16 protein-coding genes are annotated in these 22,239 nt (G+C 41.8%); 9 read left to right on the top strand and 7 right to left on the bottom strand.

Annotated elements, in window-relative coordinates; translation table 11 throughout:
• Positions 1 to 48: 48 nt before the first annotated feature.
• Positions 49 to 663, top strand: a complete 615-nt coding sequence (locus tag FIU21_RS12460) for a glutathione peroxidase (RefSeq protein ID WP_036885732.1) — start codon at positions 49 to 51, stop codon at positions 661 to 663.
• 117 nt (positions 664 to 780) lie between these two features.
• Here the strand turns inward: FIU21_RS12460 and FIU21_RS12455 are convergent, their stop codons facing one another.
• Positions 781 to 1,716 carry a YitT family protein gene (locus FIU21_RS12455; protein WP_004358854.1) on the bottom strand — a complete coding sequence of 312 codons (936 nt, stop codon included), beginning with the start codon at positions 1,714 to 1,716 and terminating at the stop codon, positions 781 to 783.
• Positions 1,717 to 1,977: 261 nt separating this feature from the next.
• Between FIU21_RS12455 and ruvB the strand changes: the two genes are divergently transcribed.
• Positions 1,978 to 3,012: a Holliday junction branch migration DNA helicase RuvB gene (gene ruvB / locus FIU21_RS12450; RefSeq protein ID WP_004358856.1), complete on the top strand. Its 1,035-nt coding sequence runs from the start codon at positions 1,978 to 1,980 to the stop codon at positions 3,010 to 3,012.
• Between the two features lie 488 nt (positions 3,013 to 3,500).
• Positions 3,501 to 4,526: an acyltransferase family protein gene (locus FIU21_RS12445; RefSeq protein WP_036885733.1), complete on the top strand. Its 1,026-nt coding sequence runs from the start codon at positions 3,501 to 3,503 to the stop codon at positions 4,524 to 4,526.
• Between the two features lie 90 nt (positions 4,527 to 4,616).
• On the opposite strand, the gene yfcE is transcribed toward FIU21_RS12445, so the two are convergent.
• Positions 4,617 to 5,156: a phosphodiesterase gene (yfcE, locus tag FIU21_RS12440; RefSeq protein ID WP_004358858.1), complete on the bottom strand. Its 540-nt coding sequence runs from the start codon at positions 5,154 to 5,156 to the stop codon at positions 4,617 to 4,619.
• Positions 5,157 to 5,712: 556 nt separating this feature from the next.
• On the opposite strand from yfcE, the gene FIU21_RS12435 reads away from it, so the two are divergent.
• The 4 genes from FIU21_RS12435 (at position 5,713) to FIU21_RS12420 (ending at position 12,325) form a co-directional block, all read left to right on the top strand.
• Entirely contained in the window at positions 5,713 to 8,901 is a 3,189-nt protein-coding gene (locus FIU21_RS12435) for a SusC/RagA family TonB-linked outer membrane protein (RefSeq protein WP_036885734.1), read from the top strand.
• 29 nt (positions 8,902 to 8,930) lie between these two features.
• Complete coding sequence (locus tag FIU21_RS12430; RefSeq protein ID WP_036885735.1) at positions 8,931 to 10,691, top strand: RagB/SusD family nutrient uptake outer membrane protein; 1,761 nt, start codon at positions 8,931 to 8,933, stop codon at positions 10,689 to 10,691.
• A gap of 100 nt (positions 10,692 to 10,791) precedes the next feature.
• Positions 10,792 to 11,721, top strand: a complete 930-nt coding sequence (locus tag FIU21_RS12425; RefSeq protein WP_004358861.1) for a DUF7017 domain-containing protein — start codon at positions 10,792 to 10,794, stop codon at positions 11,719 to 11,721.
• A 70-nt stretch (positions 11,722 to 11,791) separates the two neighbouring features.
• On the top strand, positions 11,792 to 12,325 hold the full coding sequence (locus FIU21_RS12420; RefSeq protein ID WP_004358862.1) for a hypothetical protein: 534 nt from the start codon (positions 11,792 to 11,794) through the stop codon (positions 12,323 to 12,325).
• 611 nt (positions 12,326 to 12,936) lie between these two features.
• Here FIU21_RS12420 and aspA read toward each other — a convergent pair.
• Together aspA and FIU21_RS12410 are read right to left on the bottom strand one after the other, a co-directional pair.
• Entirely contained in the window at positions 12,937 to 14,349 is a 1,413-nt protein-coding gene (gene aspA, locus FIU21_RS12415) for an aspartate ammonia-lyase (protein WP_004358863.1), read from the bottom strand.
• Positions 14,350 to 14,577: 228 nt separating this feature from the next.
• The gene (locus FIU21_RS12410; protein ID WP_036885778.1) at positions 14,578 to 15,783 is read right to left on the bottom strand and encodes a porin; all 1,206 of its coding nucleotides are present in this window, start codon (positions 15,781 to 15,783) and stop codon (positions 14,578 to 14,580) included.
• A 556-nt stretch (positions 15,784 to 16,339) separates the two neighbouring features.
• On the opposite strand from FIU21_RS12410, the gene FIU21_RS12405 reads away from it, so the two are divergent.
• The gene (locus tag FIU21_RS12405; RefSeq protein WP_013264107.1) at positions 16,340 to 16,975 is read left to right on the top strand and encodes a DUF4294 domain-containing protein; all 636 of its coding nucleotides are present in this window, start codon (positions 16,340 to 16,342) and stop codon (positions 16,973 to 16,975) included.
• 279 nt (positions 16,976 to 17,254) lie between these two features.
• Here the strand turns inward: FIU21_RS12405 and FIU21_RS12400 are convergent, their stop codons facing one another.
• From FIU21_RS12400 to dapB, 3 genes are all read right to left on the bottom strand, one after another.
• Entirely contained in the window at positions 17,255 to 17,950 is a 696-nt protein-coding gene (locus tag FIU21_RS12400; RefSeq protein ID WP_004358866.1) for a WbqC family protein, read from the bottom strand.
• A gap of 124 nt (positions 17,951 to 18,074) precedes the next feature.
• Positions 18,075 to 19,604 (bottom strand): S26 family signal peptidase, encoded by a 1,530-nt coding sequence (locus FIU21_RS12395; RefSeq protein WP_004358867.1) that lies wholly within the window; start codon positions 19,602 to 19,604, stop codon positions 18,075 to 18,077.
• Positions 19,605 to 19,785: 181 nt separating this feature from the next.
• Entirely contained in the window at positions 19,786 to 20,541 is a 756-nt protein-coding gene (dapB, locus tag FIU21_RS12390) for a 4-hydroxy-tetrahydrodipicolinate reductase (protein WP_004358868.1), read from the bottom strand.
• Positions 20,542 to 20,886: 345 nt separating this feature from the next.
• Here dapB and FIU21_RS12385 point away from each other — a divergent pair, with 345 nt between their 5' ends.
• Complete coding sequence (locus FIU21_RS12385; protein ID WP_036885736.1) at positions 20,887 to 22,212, top strand: DUF2851 family protein; 1,326 nt, start codon at positions 20,887 to 20,889, stop codon at positions 22,210 to 22,212.
• Positions 22,213 to 22,239: the final 27 nt, after the last annotated feature.

Genomic DNA, 22,239 nt, shown 5'->3' with positions numbered 1-22,239 from the left:
AAATTCTCATAGGGGCAAAAACGAAAGCATATATTAATAAAGAAACAAATGAAGAAACTATTATCACTCCTCTTCTTAGCCCTCATGACATTGCCAATCATGGCTCAGAAGAATGTTTACAAGTTTAGTGTAAAGGACGGAAACGAGCATACCGTCAAGTTGAAGGACTATAAGGGTAAGGTTCTGCTCATCGTTAATACAGCGACAAAATGTGGATTTACACCACAGTATGAGGCATTACAAAAACTCTATGAAACCTATAAGAACCTAGGACTTGTCATCCTTGACTTCCCTTGTAATCAGTTTGGCGCACAGGCTCCAGGCTCTTTCCGTGACATTCACACTTTCTGTACAGGCAACTATGGTACGACTTTCCCACAGTTTGCAAAGATTAATGTCAATGGTCGTAACGAATCACCGCTTTACACTTACCTAAAGGCTCAACAGCCATTCAAGGGCTTTGACATGAATAACAACATCGGAAAGTTTCTCGATGAGAAGTTCCGCGCAGAGAACCCAGACTACGCCAAAGATCCAAGTATCAAATGGAACTTCACAAAGTTCCTCATTGACAGACAGGGACACGTCATCGATCGTTTTGAACCAACAGCCGATATGAAAGACGTTGAGGCTGGTATCAAGGCGGCACTAAAGATGAAGTAAAAGCTAAGAGAGCAATAAGACTTATTGGGCTAATAGGCCTTATAAGGCTAATAAGCCGAATACTCACAAAGCAAAGCCGGCTAACACGCAACCACGTGTCAGCCGGCTTTGTTCTCTTTATTGCTTAGGCAGATTAGTAGCCTTCGGCTTATTCTTATTAGATGACTTCTTCTTCACCTTAAACTTATCGAATCCCTTACCAAAGACACCCATTACCTGACTCTGTGTTACGAAGGCATCTGGGTCGATATCATCAATCATACGATAGACATATGACGCTTCACGTTGGCGAGTTACTACGATAACAATCTTTATATCGCTACCCGTATAATAGCCCTTTGCATCGATTATCGTACTGGTACGATGGGGTTGGTCTTGCGATATCATATCACAAATCTCTTTATAACGCTCCGAAATGATAAGGAACTGTACCGAACGACGACTGGAGTTGATAACTTGGTCAAGTACAAAAGAGGTGATAATCAAGTTTACATAACCATAGATAACCTGCTCCCAACTACGTAGAACAAGATAACTTCCCGTTACGATAGTCATATCCACTAACAAGATAACACGTCCAAGAGAAATATCACGGTATTTATTGACTATCGCTGCGACGATATCCGAGCCACCAGAGCTACCATTATAGGAGAGTCCAAAAGCTAATCCAACACCACAAAACGATGCACCGATGATTGCTGCCATAAAAGGCTCATCATGTAAGAGTCCTGGATGTGGGAATACTGAACCCATAACCTTTGTGATAACCGTCAGCATCACAACGCCATAGATAGTACGGATACAGAACTTTAAGCCTAAAACCTTCAGTGCAATGGCTAATAGAATTGCGTTTAGGACAAAATAAGTGTTAGCAACAGGGATTCCTTGACCCCAATTCAAAATGGAAGCAAGACCAGCTACGCCACCATTACCGATGTGATTAGGTAGTAGAAAAACCATCCAACCGATAGCGTAGGACAGCATACCTACGGCTATCATTACATAGTCTAAGATTTCCCGATAAAGGACTTTCTTATTAATATTGTTAATCATACATTTAAGGATATGAGTGAAATGACGCTACAAATTTAGATAAATTTTCCGAAACAAAGCACTTGCACAGAAAAAATAGAGTACCTTTGCAGAAAATAATATATACCCTGAGGGTGTAGAAGAAGAGTCGTAGACGGCAATTCATAGGGAAGCACAACACATATATCCATAAAAGACTGCATTTGACGGATATATTAACCATGTGCAAAGACATTATCTACACACTCTTCCACTTGCATCTTTTTGCAGAAAATTAGCAATATGCCAGAAGATTTTGACATACATGAAGAAAGGCTGAACTCGGTTGAGAAGGATTTCGAAAACGCTCTGCGCCCTCTGAAATTTAATGATTTCAGCGGACAGTCGAAGGTGGTCGAAAACCTCAGCGTCTTTGTTGAAGCCGCTAAGTTCCGTGGCGAACCGCTCGACCACACCCTCTTACACGGTCCTCCGGGATTGGGTAAGACGACGTTGAGCAATATTATCGCTAACGAATTGGGCGTTGGTTTCAAGATTACCTCTGGTCCGGTACTCGACAAGCCGGGTGACCTTGCGGGCATCCTCACCTCCTTAGAGCCTAACGACGTCTTGTTTATTGACGAGATACACCGCCTTTCTCCTGTCGTAGAGGAGTATCTTTACTCTGCGATGGAGGACTACCGTATTGACATTATGATTGATAAGGGACCGTCTGCACGTTCTATCCAGATTGACCTCAACCCATTCACACTCGTTGGTGCAACGACACGAAGCGGACTGCTCACAGCTCCTCTCCGTGCTCGCTTTGGTATTAATCTCCATTTGGAGTATTATGATCCAGAGACTTTAAAGCGCATTATCAAGCGTTCGGCAACCCTATTAAAAGTGCCTATCGTGGACGAAGCTGCGGATGAAATTGCGCGTCGCTCACGTGGTACGCCACGTATCTGTAACGCCCTACTCCGCCGTGTACGCGACTTCGCACAGGTGAAGGGTAATGGTACTATCACACCCGAAATCGCTACGATGTCACTACAGTCGTTGAACATTGACAAATATGGTTTGGACGAGATAGATAACAAGATTCTACTCACCATTATCGATAAGTTCCGTGGCGGTCCAGTAGGTGTTTCAACCATTGCCACTGCTATCGGTGAGGATTCTGGTACGGTGGAGGAGGTTTACGAACCTTTCCTTATTATGGAAGGTTTTATCAAACGAACCCCTCGTGGACGTGTGGCAACACAACTTGCTTACGACCATCTCGGACGAAACGCATATCAAGACAATCCTCTACAACCGGGATTATTCGATTAAAAGATACTCCATTGCAAACGTTCACAACGAACAATGCAATGGAGTTTTTCTTTTAATTGTCCCCTTTCGCATCGATATTTGTAAACTATTTTCAAACAATTCAAAACCAATACATGCTCTTTTGGCTTCTAAAAGACGCCTAATTGACTTGCAAAAGACGCCCTTTAAGACCCTTACTAACGCCCTTTTGGAGTCCAGCTAAGCACCTTTTCTTATGCAGTTTTATAACCAACTGATTCCCTGACTGTTACAAACTCGCTTTTCATACGTGTTTTTATCATTATTTGTAGGTGTTTTACTCGGATTTATGTAATGATTTTTCAAACCTTTATCTATAGATTTTCGAAGTATTAAATGAAAAAGTTTTCTTTGTCAGAGGATGATAATAAATTGCTAACACCTATTAAATCTCGAAATTTAAGAGGCTAATTATTCTTTTACAACTACATCTTTTTGAAGTGTCCTACTAATTTCCTAACTTTGTCGCCATGATTATTCAAATGCATAAACCTAAGGCAAGGATAGAAGAACTGGACTTTCTCAAGTTCGTCTTCATCACGTTGATGATTGCCTTCCACCTTACCTATATCGGCGACACCTACCCTGTTGCTAAACAGTTGGTCTATACGTTCCACATGCCGGGCTTCCTGTTAGTGTCGGGTTATCTGTTTAATGTGAATAAGTCGTGGGCTGCTTTGGGGAAAACTATGCTTTGGATTTTCATTCCATACGCTGTGATGGAGAGCGGCTATACCGTAATGGCTTCACTACTTCCTATCCGTGAACACATTGACCACTTAACGGCAGGAGTACTGATTGACCATATCTTCCTTCATCCGATGGGACCTTATTGGTACCTACATACCTTGATGATTTGCGGTATCTTCTATTATATCGCATTCAGAAGACCTAAAGGGCGTTTTTCATCAGTATTGAAACAAGAGAAACCACTACTGCCTATCAAAATGATGAGCTTGGAAAATCAAGTGCTGTTAGGTAGGTTTACGCTCTTTGCTCTGTTCCTTTGGTTGCTCTCTTACGGCTGCGGACTCCTCTCAATAGCCAATGCAGCCTACTTCCTTGTAGGTGCTATTGTGCGCCAAGCGGTGGGCAATTTCCGTCTGGCTTTCCCTGCACATTGGTGGACATTAGGACTTTTAGTAGTATGGTGCATCGACCCAACCCATTACGATAAGGCATCTTTTGCAGGTGCATGTTTGGTGTTTTTAGTTATCGGTTCGCTGTTGTGGATTTATCAGTTAGGGATTCCTCAACCACTGCGCGACCTCTTTCTCTTTATCGGACGTAACACTTTACCGCTCTTACTCTTCTCTCCTATCTTCACAATTCTTGCCAAATTCTATCAGCCGTTGCTGCTTCGTGTGGAGCCGACGGGAATGTTCTTCCTTGTGGTAAGTGTGGTATTTGCCATTGCAGGCTCGTTTGGCATAACATGGTTGATGGATGTCACGGGCATCTCAAAGCTATTCTTTGGAAAGAAAGGACTGATATAAGGAGGGAATTAGGTGGTTATTGTTTGTTAGGCTAATTGACCCTATTAGCCTAATTAGCCCAATAAGGCTAATCAGGCTAATAAGTTCTCCCTAAATTCTTTCCTGCTTTAGCGGTGTTCCGTCAAGCGTGTAAGCTGTGAAGACACCATGCTCATAGGTCATGAAGGTAGGCACATTCCCACCTTTTGGGAAAGTGATAGAGCCGAGATTGCAAACAAGCGTACCCTGCTGCTGGGTGAGTTCCCAAAGATGTGTATGCCCATAAACAATCGCATCGAAATGACCTTTTGGCATTGTGGATTTGTTATAGATATGTCCATGTGTTAGGAATATCTTTCGTCCCTCATCAACTAACATCAAATAGTCGGACATCATAGGGAAATCAAGTAGCATCTGATCAACTTCTGCATCACAGTTTCCACGTACTGCTACGATGTTATTTGCACGTTTATTTAGTGCTTCCACTATCCCCTTAGCATCTATTCCCTCTGGGATAGAGTTACGTGGACCATAATTAAGTATGTCTCCAAGTATGCAAAGCATGTCACAATGCTCGCGATCATAGAATTGTAGCACCTTCTCCAGTGCTGGCAGACATCCGTGGATATCTGATACCAATAGATATTTCATATCACCTTGATTGTTTGTTTCTATGGCAAAGGTAATGTTATTTTCTCATATAACCTTTAATTTAACCCAAATCGATTATTAGTGCCTCAACATATTTTGCTTTATTATCGAACAATAAGACTAAAGAATAAAATACATTGCAATGGAAACAATCTCTTATTAACCCAAATCGGTCATTAGAGGCTAAACATATTTTGTTTTATTATCGAGCAGATTGTTTGGATTTGTAACGCAGGCGTAGCGGGCTACGTCAAGTTACAAAGACACACAAGATGCCGATAAGAAAATAAAACATGTTAGGAAACAATACCATAATAATAAGAATTATACATATTGTGGTCTAATGACCGATTTGGGTTAACCATGTAAAAAGATGACATCCACATCTAATAGTTTCCTTGTAAGAATAACACTTACAAGCCTAAAGGACACTAAATATTATTTTTTTAAATTATTTCCATGATTTTATTTGATTGTTTGAAACTTTTAGTTATATTTGCGACATAATTATCTATTACATACTACCTTACTTGAAAATAACATAAAGACCAGACTTATGAATATGAAAAGACTCTTATTTTCTACCTTATTTATGCTGTCGGCAATCGTCAGCTTTGCCCAACAAGTATTCACTGCTTCGGGTGTTGTTGTCGACGAAACAGGTGAAACGATTATCGGTGCAACGGTTCAGGTAGTCGGTGACAGCAAACTGATTACAGCAACAGACATGGACGGTAAGTTTACACTCGCCAATATCAAGCCTGGTGCTAAGTTGGAAGTATCTTATGTCGGTATGAAAACCTTCACTGGTCCTGCCAAACCGACAATGAAGATTACGATGATTAACGACAACTCTGCGTTAGACGAGGTGGTTGTAACTGCCTTCGGTGAACAAAAGCGTTCGGCTTTTACAGGCTCTGCTGCCATTGTTGACTCTAAAAAGATTGAACATAAGCAGGTCAATAACGTAATGAGTAGTTTGAAAGGTGAGGCTGCCGGTGTTCAGATTATAGACAACAGCGGAGAACCTGGTTCAACCCCTTCTATCCGTGTACGTGGCTTTAGTAGTATTAGCGCAGGACAAAGCCCTCTGATTATAGTAGATGGTGCACCTTACGATGGCGGTTGGAACAATCTTAACCCTGCCGATGTGGCATCTGTAACCGTATTGAAAGATGCGTCTTCTACTGCACTCTATGGAGCACGAGGAGCCAATGGTGTTATCATGGTGACAACAAAACATGCACAAGTTGGTAATGCACATATTTCTGTTGATATGAGATGGGGTACGAATAGTCGTATTAAACGCTACTATGAGACTATCGATGATCCTGTTAAATACTATGAGGTTTACTATAATGCACTGTATAATTATCAACTGAAAGGACTCGGATTGACCCCTGCTCAAGCTACTATTGAGGCTAACAAACAACTCGTTGCACCTGGTGCAGCGGGTGGATTGGGATATCCAATATTTACTGTTCCAAACGGAGAACAGCTCATTGGGGAAGATGGTCGTATGAATCCACATGCCACATTAGGACGTGTTATTGAGCATAATGGTAAACGTTATACTATCCTACCAGACGATTGGAAGAGCCTTGCCTTTCGTAACGGATTACGCAAAGAGTATGATATAAACCTGACTGGAGGTAGCGATAAGATGCAATACTACCTTTCTTTGGGTTACTTAAACAATGAAGGTGTGGCATATCATTCAGACTTTGAACGTATTACCGTTCGTGCCAAAGCGGACTATGAAGCACGCAAATGGTTGAAGGTGGGTACAAACATGAACTTCTCTCGGGCTAAATACCATGTGATACCATCGGATGATAATGGTCTTTTCTATCAGTTGAATAATGTTGCACCTATCTATCCTGCCTTCATTCGTGATGAGCAAGGGAACATCATGACAGATGAGAATGGACAGATGTATGACTATGGTAATGGTGCTGTTATTGGACTAAGACGTCCTACGTTACCTAACATCAACCCATTACAAGAGAATGCTCTGAATACGAATAGTTCGAAAGTTAATATGTATTCGCTCTATGGCTATGCGAATATCATGCCTCTTGAGGGATTGAAGATTACCCTTAATGGTACGGTGACCGTCAACAACTCACGTGCAACTGAGACGAAACAACCTTTCTATGGATACAGTCATACGGCTTATCCAACGGGTGTTGTGACCAGAACAAGTGATCAAACCTTCTCTTATAACTTCCAACAACTCGTGAATTACAACCATGACTTTGGTCATCATCACATGGAATTGCTCCTTGGTCATGAGTTCTATCGCTACAACTACGAAAGCTTGTGGGGTACAAAACTTGGTATGGCATCCTACTTTACCAACCAAACTCTTGCTGGAGCAATAAAGATGGATAACACAGGAGAGTCTGGTAATAGTGAATATGAGTCTGAAGGTTTCTTCTTCCGTGGTCAATACGACTACGATCAGAAGTACTTTGGAAGTCTTTCTTTCCGTCGTGACGCCTCCAGTCGCTTTGATCCTCATCATCGTTGGGGTAACTTCTACTCCTTTGGTGGTGCTTGGACTATTACGAAAGAGCCTTTCATGAAGCCTTTCAAATGGTTGAATATGTTAAAACTAAAGGCTTCTTTCGGTCAGCAAGGTAATGATAATATTGGTGATTTCCACTATCTTGATACGTATAGTATCGTAAATACGAACAATAAGGTTGGATTAGTTCTGTCTGAAAAGGGTAACCCTAATATTACTTGGGAGACCAATAACAACTTCAATGCAGGCTTCGATTTTGAATTGTTCAATAGCCGTTTGCGTGGTAGTATTGAGTATTTCTATAAGAAAACAACTGATATGCTCTGCTTTGTCTTTGCTCCTTACTCTGCTGGTTACAAAGGAACGTACGACAATATCGGTGATATGACGAACAAGGGTGTGGAGGTTGATCTCTCTGCTACCGTCTTAAAAACTAAAAATATCTCATGGGATGTCAACGTGAATGCAACTACTTACAAGAATGAAATCATCAAACTCGCTGACGTCCTCAAAGCTGATCTCGTTGTAGATGGGCATCCTGGCTATAGTAGTGGTGATAGACTCTATGCCGAGGGACTCCCTATTTACGAGTGGTATATGCCTCGTTATGCAGGTGTTTCTAATGAAGGAAAGGCTATGTGGTACTACACTGATACCGATGGAACACTTAAGAAGACAGATGTATATGGTAATGCGAGTTATTACTCATGCGGAAGTCCACACCCAGACCTCTATGGTGGCTTTGGAACAACGCTGAATGCGTATGGTTTCGACTTCTCTATCTCCTTCGCTTATTCGTTAGGAGGACTTTCATACGACAGTGGTTACGCAGGTTTTATGGGTCCACCGAGTGGTACCTTAGGAGGAGCAACTATCCATAAAGACGTTCTCAATGCATGGTCAGTAGACAATCCAAACAGCAATATCCCACGTTGGCAATACGACGACCCAAGCGTTAGTTCTCTCTGCGACCGTTTCCTCATCAGCGGTAGCTATCTAAGCTTACAGAATATCAACCTTGGCTACACCCTACCTAAGCTATGGGTAAGCAAGATTGGATTGGAGAATGTACGCATCTATGTGGCTGCTGACAACGTATACTTTTGGAGTAAGCGTAAGGGATTCGACCCACGTGGTTCCTTCTCAGGAGGTAGTAGTACATCCATCTATAGCCCAACGAGAACCATCTCTGGTGGTATTAAACTAACATTCTAACCATCTTCTTACATTAATAGTACGTCATTATGAAACGCTTAATATCAAATCACATCATAACGTTGGCTATCGTTGCTATTACCTTTGGCTTTACTTCTTGTATCGATAGCATTGAACCGTCGGAAGTATTAACTTCTGACCAAGTAAGAAAGATGCCTTCTTCACAAGAAGGACTTATCAATGGTATCCTTTCTTATATGATAACCTTTGACTCTTGGGGTTCTGGTGACCCTATCAACGACTGGGGTTATCCTTGTCAGATGCACTATAGGGATGTCTTAGGAAGTGATTTCCCTGTTTATAGTAGTAACTATAGCTATTGGACGACAGTGGAAAGTGGTGTCAACACCCGTTTCAAGGCTTATTACACCTATCGTTTTTACTACGATTTCATTGCTACCTGTAACAACGTAACAAGTGTAGTAGATCCTGCCACAGCCTCACCAACCTCTAAAAACTACTTAGGTATAGCTCTGGCTTATCGTGCAATGGCTTATCTTGACATAGCTCGTCAGTTCGAATTCAAGAAGACTGGCATTGCAAGTTTGGATGATAAGGCGACAAAAAATGGGATATGGGGGCTCACTGTTCCTATCGTTACCGAAAAGACAACGAAAGAAATGCAACGCCACAATCCACGTGCTCCGTTCTATAAGATGTATCGCTTTATCCTTACTGACCTCAACCATGCCGAGGAGTATCTGGCTAATTATACACGTCCCGACAAGAACTTGCCTAACCTTAGTGTAGTCTATGGACTCAAGGCACGCCTTTGGATGGAAATGGCAAGTCGTTTTGATCAGAGTAGTGCAGACCTTAACACAGCCATAGCAGCAGAAGACTCTGCAAGCATTGAGTATGATAAGTTAGGTATAACCACAGCTCGTGAGTGCTATGAGAAGGCACGCACCTATGCTCGTAAGGCTGCCAGTGGTTACAGTCCTGTTACCGAAGCACAGTGGCATAGCACACAAGACGGCTTCAACAAGGAAAACCAAGCATGGATGTGGAAGTTAGGTTATACCACACGTGAGCAAATTAGCTATATCTACTATACCTTCACCAGCACCATGTCATCAGAGACTACTTGGGGACTTGCTGGCGCATACGGTGCTACTCGTATGATTGGTAGTGCGCTCTATGATAAGATGCCGGAAGGTGACTGGCGCCATTATTCATGGATTGATCCGACCGCTGCTGGTACACATGAGGGTTACGAGAAATATGATTCTATCACCATTGGCACTAAGAAGGAAAGGTTGACCCTCTTAGACGAGGAAGCTTGGAAGCAGCTACCAGCCTATGCTAACATCAAGTTCCGTCCTGCAAAGGGTAATATCACTGATACTCAAGAGGGACAATTCATCAGTCTTCCTTTGATGCGCATGGAAGAAATGGTATTTATCGACATTGAAGCTACAGCCCACCTTGATGGTGTTGCAGCAGGTGTCACGGCTCTGAAAAACTTTATGAACACTTATCGTTACACCGATAACTCTTATCAGGCAAATAATGTCACCACTATGGAGGACTTCATAAAAGAACTGATGGTACAGAAACGCATAGAGTTCTGGGGCGAGGGAATCACGTACTTCGACTATAAACGACTTGCGCTTCAGATTCGCAGAAAGGACAATACCAATTATGAACCATCTGCACAAATCAATTCTAAGGAAGGTTATGTATGCCCATGGATGAACTTCTTCATCCTTGAATACGAGACACATAACAATGTGGCTTGTAAACCAAACCCTGATACATCTGGAAGTTTGACGGTCACAAATCAGTAATAACTGAGGTTGAAAAGGAAAATTATTAAATAAAAAGCAGACGCTAAAAGACGAACCTGTTGTTTCGGCTTTGGCGTCTGCTTTCTTTAATTTTGGAAAGATGGAGATAAGAGACATCTTTATGCTGCGCAAGCAGGGACGTACGGAGGAGGCATACGCTGCCATTCTACCGATGTATGCTGTACACAAGGGACACTACACGACCATAGCTATGTTCTGGGTAGGTGTAGACATGATGAAGCTTCGCTATCAACAACGTCAGTTAGAAGAGGCATATAAGATATTCAAGAGTTTGCTAAGACTCTATCCGACGATGGACGACAAGGACCTTAAGGGACAAAGCGCCTTAATGCGTGCCTCACTATTGGTCTTCGATCATCATCCAGGATTCTCTATGCTCGACTTCATCTCACAATGGGGTATCACCCGTCTGACAGATGAAGACTGGACAATGGAGCAAGGCAACGGTCATCCTATTCCCTCAATAGGAATGCGTATCGTAGGAAAAGTATTTAAGGAAGTGGAAAGTAAGCCTACTGTTGACATGGCTTTAAAGGCTGCACCGATATTAGCTGAAGCCCTAAAGCATAGTCCTTACAATATGCACAACCAACGTTACAAAGCGATGGTCTATCGAATTATGGGCAAAAAAGATAAGGCTATCAATATTTACACCCACCTTATCAAGAACCATCGACAGTCCTATCTTTTTTATGAACTGTCAGAACTCATTGATGACGAACGCTACAAGATTGCACTTCTCTGTAAAGCTATCTCCGTACAACGAGAGGAAAAGTTCCGCCAACGTATGCGTTTTACCCTTGCTGGCTTACTCTTCAGAAAGGACAAAGCCCGCGCCCGCTACGAATTAGATAAATGTATTGCCATGCGTAAGCAGTTAGGCTATTCCATTACATGGGAGATGCAGAACCTTGCTGCGAGTTTAGAGGAGATTAACCCTGTATCAGAAGCCGATGAAAAGAGCTTCTATAGAGAACAAGAAGTGGTATTAAAAGAACTTGTTAGGTAGGTTTTCTGCATAATCTAATGATTTATCCTTATCTTTGTAGCACATTTTATTGAATAATTAAATCTACCTTATGAAACATTTATTTCTATCAGCTTTAATACTCTTGGGACTGACATCATGCCAAATTGCAGGCTTAACCTCAGGCTATTCCCATCTATCAGATGCACAAAAGGAGAGAGTTATAACGCTTGAAGAAAACATTGATGACATTCATGACTTCTCAAAAGTATATAAAGTCAGCCTTAATCAGGTAAAACAATATATCGAAACACACGATAAAGTATTGCTATATAATTATACTCCTTTCTGTCATTCTACCTATTGTGTGTCACCTGCAGCCTTAGTATCTCAATGCAAAGACAAGGGAATTAACGTCCTTGTCATATCGAATATATATGATGACATTTTCAAACAAAAGCATACTACATTCCCTATGCTGATGATTGATACAAAGCAGTTCCCGACTAAATGGAGGGCAAAATACGTTGAACAATTCTATTTTCCCTTGACCGGACATACAGACAAAGAACTGAACTACGCAAGTTTTCATTACTTTGAGAAAGGGAAGTATATCAAGAGTTACAAGAACTCAAATGATATTTGATGTTCCTATCATGGTAGAATAAAACCTCCATAATCTCTGACTCCATGTGGAATTTACGCAAAAAGGCAAAGAAATATATTGACAAAATATTCAAAGAAAAGGTGGGAAAACAGCTTAAAAGCGAGTTATTGTAGTCCTTTTACAAGTCGTTTATTATCAAATAGTTACAAAGGTAGATTTTAAAAGGTGCTTAATAAGGGTTCAAAAGGGCGTTAGTAACGTTGCTAAAGAGCATCTTTTGCAAGCCAAAAGGGCGTTATTTACAAGCCATTTGGTGGTCTTTTAAAATTTAATATGTGAAAAATTAGGACAAACAGAACGATACAAAACTCTACAAGATAGAGCAAAGAAAAGGGGGGATTCTCCACATCTAATTCAATTCTTTTTCATCATGAAAAACGTCAAAGCATATCTATAAGGAGAAAAGGGACAATAGAACACAGTGGTTTTAAGTTGTAGAGAACATCATATCAGTGGGATATTAGGCAATTACCACAGCCACCATAAAAAGAAAGATGCCATATCCAACGTGTGGATACAGCATCTTCATTATAGTTAGTATGCGAAAAGCAGCATTTTACTGCTTATCAACACGAACATAAAAAGCTTTTTTACTTCACTCTTGCCTCTGGTGCAAGCATATGCTCTGGTGACAAGATAGCATCAAGTTTCTCCTTAGAAAGCAACTTATGTTCAAGTACAAGGTCATAAACAGAGCCACCTGTTGCAAGAGCTTCCTTAGCAATCTTCGTGCTATTCTTATATCCGATGTATGGGTTGAGTGCTGTAACAATACCGATAGAGTGTTTCACCATCTCGAGACAGCGGTCCTTATTCACCGTGATACCGTCAATACACTTCTCACGCAGCGTGTCCATAGCATTTGGCAACCAAGTAAGGTCTTCAATAAGACACTCTGTAATGATTGGTTCCATCACGTTCAGCTGCAGCTGTCCAGCCTCAGCAGCAATCATAACGGTTGTATCATTACCAATAACTTTGAAACAAGTCTGGTTGGTTACCTCTGGAATAACAGGGTTCACCTTACCCGGCATGATACTTGAACCCGGTGCCATCGGTGGGAGATTGATTTCGTTCAGACCGCAACGAGGACCAGAAGCCAACAAACGAAGGTCGTTACAAATCTTAGAAAGCTTAACAGCCAAACGCTTCAAAGCACTTGAATAGCTTACGTAAGCACCGGTATCAGGGGTAGCCTCAACAAGGTCGGCACCTGCAATGAAGTCCATACCAGTCAATTCGCTTAGCTTTTCAGCACAAATCTTTGGGAAGCCAGGAGCAGCATTCAGACCCGTTCCAATAGCAGTACCACCCATATTGATTTCATGCAAGAGTGCAGCGTTACGATTAAGGTTGGCAATCTCTTCTTCCAATGTATTGGCAAAGGCATTAAACTCCTGACCACTTGTCATAGGGACAGCATCTTGAAGCTGTGTACGACCCATCTTAATAACGTGCTTAAACTCCTCACCCTTTCTACGGAAAGCAGCAATGAGTTCGCTCAAAGAAGTCACAAGTTTCTTATTCAGTAGGATAAGTGTCAGACGAATGGTAGTTGGATAAACATCATTCGTTGACTGACCGCAGTTAGCATGATCGTTAGGAGAGCAGTACTGGAACTCACCTTTCTTGTGACCCATAATCTCACAAGCACGGTTGGCAATCACCTCATTGGCATTCATGTTAACAGATGTGCCCGCACCTCCTTGTACCATATCGGTCACAAAGTTCTCGTGCATCTTACCATCAATAAGCTCACGGCATGCTTGTGCCATCGCATCAGCCACTTCATCACTGATTTCACCGAGCTGACGGTTGGTTTCTACAGCAGCCAATTTGACGTAAGCAATCGCAACAACATAGTCTGGATAATCACACATACGCTTGCGTGAAATGTGATAGTTGTTGATGGCACGCTGTGTCTGCACACCATAATAAGCCTCTTCTGGAACTTGAAGCTCACCTAAGAGGTCGCTTTCTACACGAAATTTCTTTTCTTCCATGATTCTATTTTGATAAAGTTAGCGTTGATCTCTTTCACTAACGAGAAGAGAATGATTTATTTTCTTTTATGTATTAGGATGTTTCAAAACACTGATTCATGAAGTTTCTACGACAATTATCTGACTTTTCTATCCGACTTATAGCGCGTATACTTACTTTTTTTCGTGAAGAGTTCCAACCCCTTCTACACCCCTCAGTATCTTTCCTATCCTTTTCTTTTCCTACTTTTAATAAGCTTTGATTCTGTACTTAAAGCCCAACTCGATGCGATTAGTATTATACTTATCCAAGCCAACACCCTCCTTATAAGTAACTTTCTTACCCACATAGGCTAAGAAGATACGCAGGTCTTGCCCCTTAATAGGATAATACTCCACACTGCCAACATAGCCATAGCTCTTACGGAAGTCCTTAAAACGGTCAATCTTTGTGACACTTGCCGTCTCATACATACCCTTAAACATCAGATTCCAACGTGGAACAAACTGCCAATTGAGCTTTGTTATAAATGAATTATAATGTATATCACTCATCCACACATCATTTCCACTACTTGGGAAAAAGCCCCTCAGCTCGTCTGATGCTAAGCCTAAGCGGTCGACGCCATCGTTCTGCGACATATAATCGAAGTACCATTGCAGTCGTTCTAAGTTCAATTTCTGTCCAAAAATGAGCATACGACTATGCTTATGCCGTGCCTCAGACTCTATTCCCCATGACCATCGGGTGAGGATTTTATCGTTTAAGAAACTACCATTCCAAGCCAAACTATAACCAAGTGGGATGCGCGACTTCTCCAATCTCCTACTATGTGTACCATCACCTTCGATTGCTATGGAATTATCACCATACACATCAGCAAACTTATCATTATGCGCATTCGTCACACCGACGACAATCTCTTGAGTAGGAATAGGTTTATAAGCTACTACAGCGCCTCCTAAATAGCACTCCAGCCCTCCCGTTAAGTCAGAGAACTCATAGATATAGACAGGATTTTCATCCACTTCAAAACCGCCAAAAGGCTGAAAGATCTTACCTGCTTCAACCGAAAGCTTATCAGAAAACTTATAACCCATCATCATAACATCAGTTGATCGCGCAAAGTTATCCTCACTACTTGCCACATTCGACTTGTTCAAACGATAGCAAAAACGGTAGTAGAGCTTATCTGTTAGATTACCCTTGACTTCAAGACGAAGGTGTTTATTCTTAAAGCCTGCACTCCATTCATGTCTTTCATCCGATACAGCCTGTACACTGGCAGCATAGTTAATATAGACATTAAACATATCGTTGCTTTTCTTTAAGTGTGCCACCTCTTCTGCAAGTGACTTAAACTGACAGTCGTCTACCCCATACCCATGGTTATCTTGCGCCTGTACACCCAAAGAAAATGCAAATAGGCAGCTACATAGTAGTGTCTTCTTCATCATGATATATGTTTTATTTCGTTCTTTTTTAAGGATAAACTCTGACGATAAAATAAACTGACACAGAATGTAGTCACACTCCAGAAACTTCACGTTACAGGTTAAACCGAAGTAAGCCAGCTACAACGAGCGTAATAAACCGCTTCCAAAAGTGTTATGTTCTGCGCTATGGTTTGTTTCACAAAAGTAGAAAAAATATTGATAGCTTTTACAAATACCCTACATAAATATAAGGCGTTTAACTTTCTTTAGCGTCATAAAGCAAGCTAAAGAAAGGAGTATATGAAATCAAGATGATATAAAGCTGACATATTGATATGTAAAAGCATAGGATAAGTCCTATAAATACGACAAAAAGTATAGTTTTCTATCCTATCTCATAACCCAAAGATAGTCATGGAGTAGTTGCCTTTATCGGGACTAAAATCAATATATAAAGACAATTAATGAGGGCAAATGACAAATTATTATTAAATTCCTAACACACTTCAGAAATAATCGCTACTTTTGCAGAAAATAAACTGTACCCAACGAGAAGTTGGATTATGAATCAGTTATGAGTAAACGATTGCTTTTCACACTTGGAACGCTACTATTGCTTTCTACAGCTGCAACAGCGCAAGACCATATCAACCCCGAGGATCGTGTGGTAGATATGGACTCTCCGACGTTTGTGCCTATGGTTCACATCGGTAAGGCAAAGGTAGGCGCTGACAGCATTCAATATGTCAGAACGAGCAAGGTTTACGTCTTCCCACCACTTGAATTCAAGAATAAATCGCAGGAAACAGCCTACTATCGATTGGTTTATAACATCAAAAAGGTACTTCCAATCGCCAAGGAGTGTAACCAGATTATTCTGGAAACAGGTGCTTATCTTGAGACTATTCCTACTAAGAAAGAGCGTGACGAACACATGAAGAAGGTGGAGAAAGAAATCTGGAACACCTATAAGCCACGTATGAAGAAGCTAACATTCACCCAAGGTAAGTTGCTTATCAAGCTTATCGACCGAGAGTGTAATTCGACTTCCTACGAACTGGTACAGGCTTTCCTCGGTCCTGTGCGAGCAGGTTTCTATCAAGCCTTTGCCTGGGCTTTCGGTAGTAGTTTGAAGAAACGCTACGAGCCAAATGGAGCTGACAGACTTGTAGAGCGCATTGTCTTGCAGGTTGAGGCTGGACAGTTATAATCCAAGCTCCCCTCTATTTTGTTTTAAGAAGGTACAAAATAAAACGCTGAAAAGGCTAAAAACAAAAGGCGTAGAGCTGTTCTAAGACAACTACTCTACGCCTTTATTGAATTATTTTCATGAAAATAAATATTTTTCTTCATGAAAATAAATATTTCTTTTCACGTAAATAATTTCTTTTTTTCATGGAAATAATTCGCAAAACATACCTTTTAAAGAATTGAGAAGAGAGATAAAAAGGGATTATTACAGCCTAAGAAACACTGCATTTACGACCTCTTATAAGTATAGTACACTCTCATTACCCTCGTTGAAAAGCAAATCAAGAATACTAAGGTTAGGCAGGAAGCCAAACTTCTGTTGATAAACTTGATAATAACGACGAGGTACAAAGTCGGTATCAACGCCCGGTCGTTTCGGACGGATTATCTCTCTGAAATCAAGGGTTCCATCGGGAATATCCATCAGATAGGCATCTGTGCGACGCATACAAGGCATAATGTCGATGAGTTCGCACATTTTCAGCGTTATCTCCCAGTTGAAATCATAGAGATACGTCCATTTTCGCTCGAAGAATGGGCGTATATCGTCTTCATAATATTCAAAGAACGGACTCTCACCATAAGACGACAGCAATGCGTTCCAGTGCTGGTGACGCCAGTTATCGTGGTCGCTGATACGCACATCCTTCATCGGACACTTCAGACTCTCAAACTTCTCTACAGGAATAGAGAGGGTTTGTGGACCATTTGCAGAAGCGATTACACAACGATTACGATAGGTCTGCTTAACAAAGTTATCGTGTTGCTCTATCAGACAGCTGTCATAGCGATTCAGTTTCTGATACCATTGAATGGGCGCAAAGTAAGCAGAGGAGAGCAAGACCTCACCAAGTCCCTCAGAAGGAGAGGATGTTAAGTTACTGATGTTGCTATTATTAGAACTGAAGATGTTGTTATTGTCAGAATATGCCATAACAGTTTTACGTATAATATGATTGAACAATGACAAAAAAGGAGGGGATGTGTAACGTTTACCAAACATTGGTAACTTGCACATCCCCTCCTTTGGAGGGGCTTGGGAAGGTCCTTTGAGGCACCTACTTTATATTATCCACCCAGTTAAACAGTCTGTGCCAACGGATTCCTCTAAAGCCCTTGCGGTCTGGATCACTTGACCACCAGATGAAGATTGGCTTACCAACGACATGATCCTCTGGCACAAAGCCCCAAAAACGGCTGTCAGCAGAGTTATGACGGTTATCACCCATCATCCAGTAATAGTCCATCTTAAAGGTGTAGCTATTAGATAGTTTACCGTTGATATATATCTTTCCATTCTTAACCTGTAAGTCGTTGCCCTCATATACCTTGATACAACGCTCATAAACAGGGAGGTTCTCTAATGTCAACTTAATCGACTTACCCTTTGCTGGAATCCAAATAGGACCATAGTTATCGCGTGTCCAGCCAGTAAAACCATTGAGTGGATAATACGGACCAGAGTAGAGATCTCTATCTGTTACCGGACGGATAGACTGTACAAGCCCCTGACGCTTCAGCTCAGCAACGGCTCGTTTTGTCAATGGCATATAACCATCATAAGACAGAATATCCTTATTAAGCACTTTACCTTGGCTCAAGTCATATCCTTTCAGAAGACTGAGCGTCTGTACATCCTCATCACTGATTTCTAAATCCTTACGAAGTTCGTCGTAACGTTCTCCTATGAAATCAGAAACAGCGATGTTTTTAAACTTAATAAAATAGGTATATTCGACTTTCTCTGGCTCTTTATTTGCCTTTCCGTCAACATAAACAATCTTGTCCTTAATCTGCAAGGTCTGTCCAGGAAGACCTACACAACGCTTCACATAGTTCTCACGACGGTCAGTAGGACGCCAATCCAACGCTCCGTAGGTACCTACATTTCTCACAATATAAGCTCTACCCGTAGCGTATGCCTTATCAAAAAAAGCACGCTGTTGGAGTGTGTTCATCGCCGACAGATTGATATTAGGATTCTGTTGTGCGAGGAAGTTCGTACCCAATGTATAGACATCATGGTAGTAGTCATTGCCCTGATAAGCAGGCTCACTCATGATAGTATCACCTGCAGGGAAGTTGAATACAACGATATCATTGAGCTGTACCTTACCCAAACCCTTCACACGACGATAGTCCCAATGTGGCCAAGAGATATAGCTCTTAGTATTGATAATTGGTAAAGTGTGCTGTGTCAGCGGCATTGTCAATGGTGTCTCAGGAATACGAGGACCATAACTTACCTTCGAAACAAAGAGGTAATCGCCCGTAAGGAGTGACTTCTCAAGGGAAGAAGAAGGGATAACGTAGTTCTGGAAGAAGAACAGATTGATGAAATAGACTGCTACCAATGCAAATACCAGTGCATCTACCCATCCCATAACGAAGCGGATAGGACCCTCAGAGTCCTCCCACCACTTCCAACGAATCTTCTTTGTGATATATACGTCATAGATAAATGGAACGACTAATAATCCCCACCAACTCTTTACCCAGAACAGGAAAAGGAGGTAGAGAACAAGAACACAAATAAACTTTGCCCATTGCTTCTTAGGATTCAGGGCTACTTTCTCTTTGTCTATCATACTATATATTGTGGTGATAAATGTTGAATAATGAATTATGTCGGTATGTTTGTTATTAAATATCAGTTGGTGAAAGGGTGTTACGAAGAACTGTCTCCTCTATTGTGCGTTACCTTCAGCTTTATTATAAAGTATTATTAGTAACCATCAACACCCAACACCTACCACTTAACACCCAACATTAAAACTTAAATAAATCGCTTGTAGTAAGCAATCCGGTATGCTCTTTGGTATATTCAGCTGCTAAGACGGCACCCAATGCAAAGCCTTTACGGCTGTGAGCATTGTGAGTAATGGTAATCTTGTCTGCCTCTGAGTCATAACTGATGCTATGAATACCAGGCACTTCATCACGTCGAATAGAGGCAATAGGAAGTTCGTTAGGAGCAACCTTGTTACTACCTGACTCCGTACCATCGGCAGCGTGTTGGAAGCCTTTAACCCACTTATCTTTCCGATCGAGGTCTTTGATAATCTCTTCTGCAAGGGTTATGGCTGTTCCAGATGGTGCATCGAGTTTGTGCACATGGTGTACCTCCTCCATCTCAACGTTATACTGTGGGAAACCATTCATTATCTTTGCCAAATAACGGTTGACAGCTGAGAAAATAGCAACGCCAATAGAGAAGTTACTTGCCCAGAACAAGGTCTGTCCACCTTCCGTACACATACGCTCAACCTCTGCCTTATGGTCCTGCATCCAGCCCGTAGAGCCGCTAACAACCTTCACATTGTGTGCAAAGGCACGCTGATAATTGGCAAAAGCAGCCGTAGGATTCGTAAATTCAATAGCTACATCAGCCGATGCAAATGCAGGAGAATCAAAGTCCTCTATATTGTCTACATCAATAATACTTACGATTTCGTGGCCACGCTCAAGGGCTATCTGTTCTATCATATGCCCCATCTTGCCATAGCCTATCAATGCTATTTTCATAATTAATCTGAATTAAAACATTGCAAAGGTAGCTGATTTACGGCATAATACAAAATAAGTTCACGTATTTTTAAATAAGGTATTGACAAGTCAACAGATGACTTTTACGTATAGAGCAATAGGCAAGATGCAACCTATCTTCTCATTTTCTATTGATGTGTTGACGCCCCGCACGTCTGGTGCGGAGGCTCAACACCAATAGTGCGAAGGCTTAACACCACTGGTGCGGAGTACTAAGAAGTGAGAAACTGTAGTACAAAATAATAAGAAAAATACACAGATAATACTATTAGTTTTATCATTTTCTTTGTATATTTGCGTACTGTTACAAACCAAGAATCTTTTATGGAACAACTCATCCACTACGTATGGAAACATAAGCTGTTTCCGTTGACGGGACTTAAAACCACTGACGGACAAGAGGTGGAGGTCATTGACACTGGACTACATAATCACAACGCTGGGCCTGACTTCTTCAATGCAAAGGTGAAGATAGGCGGTACGCTGTGGGTGGGGAATGTGGAGATACACGACCGTGCCTCCGATTGGTTTCTACACAGACACGACCGCGACCCGAACTATAACAATGTTATCCTGCACGTGGCTGAGTCTATCGACGTTGATGTTAAGACACGAAGGGGCGATTATCCGCCACAGATGCGACTGCAAGTGCCGACGGCTGTGCGAGAACATTACGAAGAACTACTCACAACAGACGAATATCCGGCTTGTTATCGTATCATTCCGAGTCTTTCAAAACTAATGGTTCATTCGTGGATGAGTGCCTTACAGACTGAAAGGTTGGAACAGAAGACAGAGGCGATAGCCCAACGAGTGAAGGACTGTGACGGCTCTTGGGAAGCAGCCTACTTCGTTACACTTGCTCGCAACTATGGTTTCGGCATCAATGGAGACGCTTTCGAGACATGGGCTAAGCTAATTCCTTTGCAGAGCGTGGCACATCATCGGGACAATCTCATGCAGATTGAAGCTCTCTTCTTGGGGCAAGCTGGATTGTTAGATATAGCAGCTATCCCAGAACGATATCAACAGCAGGCACTGAACGACAGCTATCTCACAGAGCTGAAAAGCGAATATCAGTACTTAGCACATAAGTTTGGACTACAAGCAATGGATGCCAATCAATGGCGATTCCTCCGCCTACGGCCGCAGAACTTTCCGCATATCCGTATCGCACAGCTCGCTCACCTCTACTATGAACAGCGGGCAGGATTGTCTCAGTTGTTGGAGTGTGAGAGCGTTAAGCAGGTGAGAGAACTCTTGGCAACACAGGTGACACACTACTGGGAGACACATTATGTCTTTGGTGAAGAGAGTGCAAAGAGCGAGAAGAAACTATCAGCAGCATCGTTGAATCTACAGATTATCAACACCGTTGCGCCTATCCTCTTCGCATACGGCAAACATAAGAACTCGGAAAAGTACTGTGAACGTGCCTTCGACTTCCTCGAAACCTTGAAAGCAGAGGAGAATCACATCGTTAGAATGTGGAAGGAAGTGGGGCTAATGGTAGAGACTGCGGGTGATTCGCAAGCCCTTATACAACTAAAGAAGGAGTATTGTGACCGAAAAGACTGCCTCCGCTGTAGGATTGGTTATGAGTATCTGAAGGGGAATTCATCAATTAAAGGGTTAAGAGAATTGGGATAATTAGGCTAATGGGGCATATAAGGCTAA

The sequence above is a fragment of the Prevotella melaninogenica genome, from assembly GCF_013267595.1.
In the GTDB taxonomy this organism is placed as follows: Bacteria; Bacteroidota; Bacteroidia; order Bacteroidales; family Bacteroidaceae; genus Prevotella; species Prevotella melaninogenica_D.
This window is presented reverse-complemented; position numbering and strand designations above follow the sequence as displayed.

Coding starts and splice junctions, on each gene's coding strand:
- FIU21_RS12420 (WP_004358862.1), top strand. CDS start 11,792: ATGAAACATTTATTTCTATCAGCTTTAATACTCTTGGGACTGACATCA.
- FIU21_RS12430 (WP_036885735.1), top strand. CDS start 8,931: ATGAAACGCTTAATATCAAATCACATCATAACGTTGGCTATCGTTGCT.
- FIU21_RS12425 (WP_004358861.1), top strand. CDS start 10,792: ATGGAGATAAGAGACATCTTTATGCTGCGCAAGCAGGGACGTACGGAG.
- ruvB (WP_004358856.1), top strand. CDS start 1,978: ATGCCAGAAGATTTTGACATACATGAAGAAAGGCTGAACTCGGTTGAG.
- aspA (WP_004358863.1), bottom strand. CDS start 14,349: ATGGAAGAAAAGAAATTTCGTGTAGAAAGCGACCTCTTAGGTGAGCTT.
- FIU21_RS12455 (WP_004358854.1), bottom strand. CDS start 1,716: ATGATTAACAATATTAATAAGAAAGTCCTTTATCGGGAAATCTTAGAC.
- FIU21_RS12405 (WP_013264107.1), top strand. CDS start 16,340: ATGAGTAAACGATTGCTTTTCACACTTGGAACGCTACTATTGCTTTCT.
- FIU21_RS12435 (WP_036885734.1), top strand. CDS start 5,713: ATGAATATGAAAAGACTCTTATTTTCTACCTTATTTATGCTGTCGGCA.
- FIU21_RS12410 (WP_036885778.1), bottom strand. CDS start 15,783: ATGAAGAAGACACTACTATGTAGCTGCCTATTTGCATTTTCTTTGGGT.
- FIU21_RS12445 (WP_036885733.1), top strand. CDS start 3,501: ATGATTATTCAAATGCATAAACCTAAGGCAAGGATAGAAGAACTGGAC.
- FIU21_RS12395 (WP_004358867.1), bottom strand. CDS start 19,604: ATGATAGACAAAGAGAAAGTAGCCCTGAATCCTAAGAAGCAATGGGCA.
- FIU21_RS12385 (WP_036885736.1), top strand. CDS start 20,887: ATGGAACAACTCATCCACTACGTATGGAAACATAAGCTGTTTCCGTTG.
- FIU21_RS12460 (WP_036885732.1), top strand. CDS start 49: ATGAAGAAACTATTATCACTCCTCTTCTTAGCCCTCATGACATTGCCA.
- FIU21_RS12400 (WP_004358866.1), bottom strand. CDS start 17,950: ATGGCATATTCTGACAATAACAACATCTTCAGTTCTAATAATAGCAAC.
- yfcE (WP_004358858.1), bottom strand. CDS start 5,156: ATGAAATATCTATTGGTATCAGATATCCACGGATGTCTGCCAGCACTG.
- dapB (WP_004358868.1), bottom strand. CDS start 20,541: ATGAAAATAGCATTGATAGGCTATGGCAAGATGGGGCATATGATAGAA.